Source organism: Armatimonas sp. (assembly GCF_031410135.1).
In the GTDB taxonomy this organism is placed as follows: domain Bacteria; phylum Armatimonadota; class Armatimonadia; order Armatimonadales; family Armatimonadaceae; genus Armatimonas.
In genome coordinates, this window is record NZ_JANNYP010000058.1 from 1 (window position 1) to 5,514 (window position 5,514).

A 5,514-nucleotide genomic window follows, 5' to 3' on the forward strand; every position below is an offset into this window, starting at 1 on the left:
GAGTAGTTCCATTACTAAGGTGCAGATACTTTACATACCTCAAGGAACAGGCAATGACAAGTCACGCTATTCAGAAGACGGAGACGAAATAGAAGATTGAGTGTCAGCAGGCTTTTTCTTAGGAATCTCAATTGGTGGCGGGGTATAGCAGGCTATCGGCTTGTAGAAACGGCTGATAATTGCCTTTGCCGTATCTGCATCAATGGCAATACTATCTAGCCCGACAAAACAGCTTCGGCAATTAGCCTTGTTAAAAAGCAGCTCAAACCGCTCAGGCGTTGTTTCTATAATCCCCGCAATGGAATAAATATCTACCATGGTGTTGTTCACTATCAACATAGCACGGTTTTCGAGTTCGTTAAAAACGACACCTAATTTTTTCTGACTTATATCTGAAGACATTGGTTTTTCCTCCAAGTCAATATTACACGATAAAGGCACACACAAGCAAACTTAAGAGTGAGCAGGAGACATGCAGTTGTTGAGTTCGTTGGGCAAAATCCCCTTTTGGGTAGTTGAAGAAGCATCGCACGCAATAGTCTGCGACATGTACCACCGCTCCAGCTTCGGCGGCTGGAGCTTTGACGAAGTGTTGGATGCGGAGGAGCTGGCACGGAGCTACGGCGCACGGGTGGACAGCTACGAGGCCATCGGCGGCGAGCCGGGCGGCTACTGCCTGGACACGCTCACCGTCGCCTACAACACGGCACGAACACCGCTCCGGCAGTGCGTGACGATCCTGCACGAGACGGTTCACCATATCGTGTGGCTATGGGTTCCACCGACGCTCCGAAGCGGCGCGGACTCCCTGCGCTACGACGGTTACTTCCTAGAGGTGCAGCACGAAATCGCCTACATGACGCAAGGGCTTATCTGGGCACCACTCTACCCGAACATGCCGGTATGGCACCCAGAGGGGAAAATAGTGCTCCCTTGGGATTGTGACGTTTTTACTAGTGAAAGATGGAAAGAAAAAAGATGAGTACGTTCAAAGTTGTTTACAAGTATGCAGATACAGAGATTGAAGAAGAAATTGTCGCGGGCAATATGAGATTGGCTTGCGGCGTGGTCTCACAGAAACTAAAAAACTCTGCCATAGAGATTTTAGATTCTGATGTTAAAGGGACTGTAATCCCTATCCACCAAATTAAAAAGGCCGAAATATTCCGAGTTCAGCTAGATACTAATTCTTAGGGCCAAACTCTTCTTTGTGCTCTTCAAAGTAGTTTAGGATTTCCTGGGCGGCTTCCTCACTAATTTCTAGGTCATGACCTAGCGTAGTAAAAAGCCTGAACCTACCAGTGCTGACTTTGTAGAGACCAGAGATTACTTCCGGGCTAAAAACGACACTCTTTAGCTTCACCATTTCGCTTCACTTCTCCATTACTAAAATTTACCAATGATTGAAAAAATATACCATTTTACGACACACAGAGCAAACTTAAATTCAACTTCAAGAGGGCAATCCAATGGCACGGCGGGGGCATAACGAGGGGACGATTTACCAACGAGAAGACGGGCGCTGGTGTGCCTCGATCTCGCTGGGCTACGATGAGAAGGGGAACCGGCGGCGCAAGTATATCTACGGCGCGACGCGGCGCGAGGTGTCAACCAAGCTGAAAGCGGCGCAGGCAGGAGTCTCCGCAGGGATAGAGCCCGTGCGAGACGATAGAACGGTCGCGCAGCTCGTGGAGGCTTGGCTCACCGATTCTGTCCGGCCAAAGACGCGGGACAGCACTTACCGGTGGTATGAGCAATACTCACGAAACCATATCACCCCCTACCTCGGGCGCGAGAAACTCAGTAAGGTTGACGTTCGCATGGTCGAAAGCTGGCTACAAGAGCGAGCTACTACCGGCATGTCTTCCACCACTGTTGGACACCTTCGCAGTATCCTACGTCGGATCTTCAATGTTGGTGTGCGTTGGGGCTGGCTGGCTCGAAACGTCGTAGAGTTCACAGAGCCGATCAAGACATCTCGCAAAGCTCCGGTGGATTACAGCACGGACAAGGCGCAAGCTATCATGGCGGCTATCACCGGCCACCGGCTAGAGCCAGTTCTCACGCTTTACCTTGCTCTGGGCTTGCGGCGGGCGGAAGTGCTCGGGCTCCGCTGGACGGACATTGACCTAGAGCACGGCAGATTGACCGTTTCCAGCCAGCTGCAGCAGTTCAGTGGCTCCTACAGTCTCCAGCCGCCCAAAAGCGACTCAGGGAGGCGCACAGTAGCCCTGCCCGGTTTTGTACTCGCCAAGCTCCAGGCGCACAAAGAGCGAGAGGACGCGGCAAGACGCGAGAGAGACAGGCAAGATTCGCAGACAGAACTAACGCCAGCTCGGCGGCGAGCCCACAAGCAAGGGCAAGACCGGCTCGGGGACTCGTGGGGGCTTGTCTTCACCACAAGCAGCGGACAGCCAATCAACCCGCGAAACCTGAACCGAGACTTCTACACCATTCTGGACAATGCCAAGGTCGAACGGATCACGATTCACAACATGCGCCACCTTTGCGCCTCGATACTAGTGTCTCACGGTGTCCACATGCAGACCATAAAAGAGATTCTCGGGCACAGCGATATTCGCCTGACGATGAACACCTACAGTCACCTGCTACCGACATCGGCACGGGAAGCGGCGAGCGCGATAGAGCGAACTCTAGGCGGAAAATAAAAGCGGCGAACCGGGCAAAAGTGGCGTTTTTCTACCCTCTTCAGATTCGTTGGCTGTCAGCTTGGCTGTCAGGGTCAAGCGCCAGACACAAAAAAGCCCCGCAGGAGAGTATCCTGCGGGGCTTTCCCATCTACGAACTATGAAGCCGACGACCGGGTTCGAACCGGTGACCTGCTGTTTACGAAACAGCTGCTCTACCACTGAGCCACGTCGGCGCGGTAAAAATTCTATCACGATGGCTTCGCACGTGCAATAGGATTTACGGCTATACTTAGACTATGTCACGAGAAAAGGAACCTGCTGTTGTCACAGTAACATTTCTCTGCACCGATATTGTGGGTAGTACTCGGCTCTGGCAAGAGAGTGGTGCACTCATGCGGGAGCGGCTTGCCTGGCACGATGCGCGGGTACACGAGCTTGCCTTGCGCTTTGGGGGGGACGTCTTTAAGGCACGAGGTGACGGCTTTTTTGTCGCCTTCCGCACGGTACTTGCCGCTCGGGACATGGCTGTGGCGCTCCAACAGGCACTCTTCCAGGAGTTTGGCGAGGCGTTTGCGATACGCACGGTTCTGAGCACTGGCGAGGCGCAGCACCGAGACGGCGACTACTTCGGACTAGCACTCAGCCGGGCAGCACGCGTGCTGGAGCTGAGCCATGGAACCCAGCTTGTTTTCACGGAGACCACGGCTCGTTTGATTGAGGAAGCGGAGCCCGCTGCTGCTGTGCAGCTCAAAGACCTTGGCGCACAGCAGCTTCGTAGCCTGGAGCGCCCTGAGCGGCTTTTCCAGCTGATCGTGTCCGGTTTGCCCAGTGAGTTCCCCCCGTTTGCCAGCGCGTCGCTGCCGCCGCACAACCTGCCACGAACGCTAACGACGTTTATTGGACGTGAAAAAGAGTGCGCGGAGGTGGAGCGCCTGCTCTCCCAGACACGGCTGCTCACAGTGCTGGGTGCAGGGGGCAATGGTAAGACGCGCCTCGCGCTAAAAGTGGGCGATGAGCTGCTGACAGAGTATCGGGGGGGCGTCTGGTTTGTGGACCTTGCGCCCGTGGCCGATGCAACTCTGTTCCCCCGCGCCGTCGCAGCCGCGCTCCGGGTACGGGAAGACGCCGGGGCCGATCTGATGGAGACTCTTCTGGCACACCTAGCTCCACGAAAGCTCTTGCTGATCTTGGACAACTGCGAGCACTTGGTCGTCGTAGCGGCGTGCTTCACCCAGCAGATCCTGGTGCACTGCCCGGAAGTCACAATTCTGGCCACGAGCCGCGAGGCACTAGGGCTTACCGGAGAAGTGGCCTGGCCCTTGCCCGGACTGGCTCTACCATCTGAAAGTATTACTCAGCCCGCAAAGCTCCTACGCTACGAAGCAATTCAGCTTTTTACAGAGCGAGCAACAGCAATATCTCCCAGTTTCCGGCTGACGACTGATAACGGAGCCAGTGTGGCGCGAATCTGCCGTCGATTAGATGGCATTCCCCTCGCGATGGAGCTTGCTGCCGCATGGATGAGCGCTCTCTCGCCCGAGCAGATTGACCAGCACTTGCTCGACGAAGGATTTCTCGAATCAGTAGACCCCACAGCACCAGAGCGCCAACGCACTCTTCAGGGAACGATGGACTGGAGCCATAGCCTGCTTACGGTGCCAGAACAAACTCTCTGGCGGCGGATCTCCGTCTTTGCGGGGAGTTTCACTCAGGAAGCAGCGGGATTCGTCTGCACCGATGACCTACTCCCTGCTCACACGGCTCTGCGTGGCCTGCGTGGCCTAGTTCGCAAGTCTATTCTTTTGCACGATAACACCTCGCCAAATCGCTTCCGTCTGCTAGAAACGGTGCATGAGTATGGTTTAGAAAAGCTCAAAGAAGCCGACGAGCTCTCCACCTTCCGCCTACGCCACCTAGAGCACTTCACTGCGCTCGCAGAAGAAGCCGAGCCCCACCTACGCGGCCCCGAGCAAAAAGCCTGGTTGGATCGCTTAGAAATCGAGAATCCGAATCTGCGTGTGGCTCTTGCAAAGCCTGAACCTGAAAACGGTGAGCTTGCCCTACGTCTTGCGAGTGCCATTTTCTGGTTCTGGCGCGTTCGGCATTATGGAAATGAAGGGCGTTTCTTTTTGTCACGTTATCTTGATCCTTCTATCTCTACGTCCCCACTCATACGTGCTCGTGGTCTACGAGCTCTTGGAATATTAGCCATGGAGAACGGAGAATTAGATATTGCAGAAAAATCGTTATTAGAATCGCGTAAATTATTTTTACAGGGAGACCAACTTAACTATGCACATACGCTTTCTGTAAACCTGGGTATTCTAGCAGCCCAGCGAGGTGACACGGTCTCAGCCCGCCTAGCATTTGAACAAGCAATAGAATATTACAGAGATCAAAAAGATACGTCCCGTCTTGCAATGTTATTAACAAACCTAGGAACGATATCACTTCGAGAGAAAAATATACAAGAGGCACAACTCCTTTTCGAAGAAAGTCTCATGTTACATTCAGAAGTAGGAGATGAAACAGGAAAGATTTCTATACTTAACAACCTTGGCATTATCTATAATAAACAAAAATCCTATAAAAAAGCAAAAAATGCGTTTTTTCAATCTATTAAAATTTCAATAGACAATGATATCAGATCACAACATTCAGAACGACTTTTAATAATGACTGAAATGCTTCATCAAACGAGTCCTTTAATTCCATTATTTGCAAGTATATTAGGAAAAATACATTCACTTATTACTAGTGGAGACGCACCTCTTGAGGGTGCAGGTCATAAAAGTGGTGAGGTAGCAGGCTGAAAAACGCGGCGACTCCAAAAGGCAAAAAAGGAATCCAACTCGTTGCCAAA

At 52.5% G+C, this 5,514-nt stretch carries 5 protein-coding genes and 1 tRNA gene; 4 read left to right on the plus strand and 2 right to left on the minus strand.

Annotated features, from left to right (window positions below; translation table 11 throughout):
• Positions 1 to 66 precede the first annotated feature (66 nt).
• Positions 67 to 402 (minus strand): hypothetical protein, encoded by a 336-nt coding sequence (locus RMO15_RS02060; RefSeq protein ID WP_309707340.1) that lies wholly within the window; start codon positions 400 to 402, stop codon positions 67 to 69.
• Between the two features lie 145 nt (positions 403 to 547).
• Here RMO15_RS02060 and RMO15_RS02065 point away from each other — a divergent pair, with 145 nt between their 5' ends.
• From RMO15_RS02065 to RMO15_RS02075, 3 genes are all read left to right on the plus strand, one after another.
• The gene (locus tag RMO15_RS02065) at positions 548 to 982 is read left to right on the plus strand and encodes a hypothetical protein (protein ID WP_309707342.1); all 435 of its coding nucleotides are present in this window, start codon (positions 548 to 550) and stop codon (positions 980 to 982) included.
• Positions 979 to 1,194 (plus strand): hypothetical protein, encoded by a 216-nt coding sequence (locus RMO15_RS02070; protein ID WP_309707344.1) that lies wholly within the window; start codon positions 979 to 981, stop codon positions 1,192 to 1,194. The genes RMO15_RS02065 and RMO15_RS02070 overlap by 4 nt, the downstream gene beginning before the upstream one ends.
• Before the next feature lie 275 nt (positions 1,195 to 1,469).
• Positions 1,470 to 2,669 (plus strand): site-specific integrase, encoded by a 1,200-nt coding sequence (locus RMO15_RS02075; RefSeq protein ID WP_309707347.1) that lies wholly within the window; start codon positions 1,470 to 1,472, stop codon positions 2,667 to 2,669.
• A 143-nt stretch (positions 2,670 to 2,812) separates the two neighbouring features.
• On the opposite strand, the gene RMO15_RS02080 is transcribed toward RMO15_RS02075, so the two are convergent.
• Positions 2,813 to 2,884, minus strand: a tRNA-Thr gene (locus tag RMO15_RS02080).
• A 63-nt stretch (positions 2,885 to 2,947) separates the two neighbouring features.
• Between RMO15_RS02080 and RMO15_RS02085 the strand changes: the two genes are divergently transcribed.
• Entirely contained in the window at positions 2,948 to 5,464 is a 2,517-nt protein-coding gene (locus RMO15_RS02085) for a tetratricopeptide repeat protein (RefSeq protein WP_309707350.1), read from the plus strand.
• The last annotated feature ends 50 nt before the right edge of the window (positions 5,465 to 5,514 follow it).

Coding starts and splice junctions, on each gene's coding strand:
- RMO15_RS02065 (WP_309707342.1), top strand. CDS start 548: ATGTACCACCGCTCCAGCTTCGGCGGCTGGAGCTTTGACGAAGTGTTG.
- RMO15_RS02060 (WP_309707340.1), bottom strand. CDS start 402: ATGTCTTCAGATATAAGTCAGAAAAAATTAGGTGTCGTTTTTAACGAA.
- RMO15_RS02075 (WP_309707347.1), top strand. CDS start 1,470: ATGGCACGGCGGGGGCATAACGAGGGGACGATTTACCAACGAGAAGAC.
- RMO15_RS02085 (WP_309707350.1), top strand. CDS start 2,948: ATGTCACGAGAAAAGGAACCTGCTGTTGTCACAGTAACATTTCTCTGC.
- RMO15_RS02070 (WP_309707344.1), top strand. CDS start 979: ATGAGTACGTTCAAAGTTGTTTACAAGTATGCAGATACAGAGATTGAA.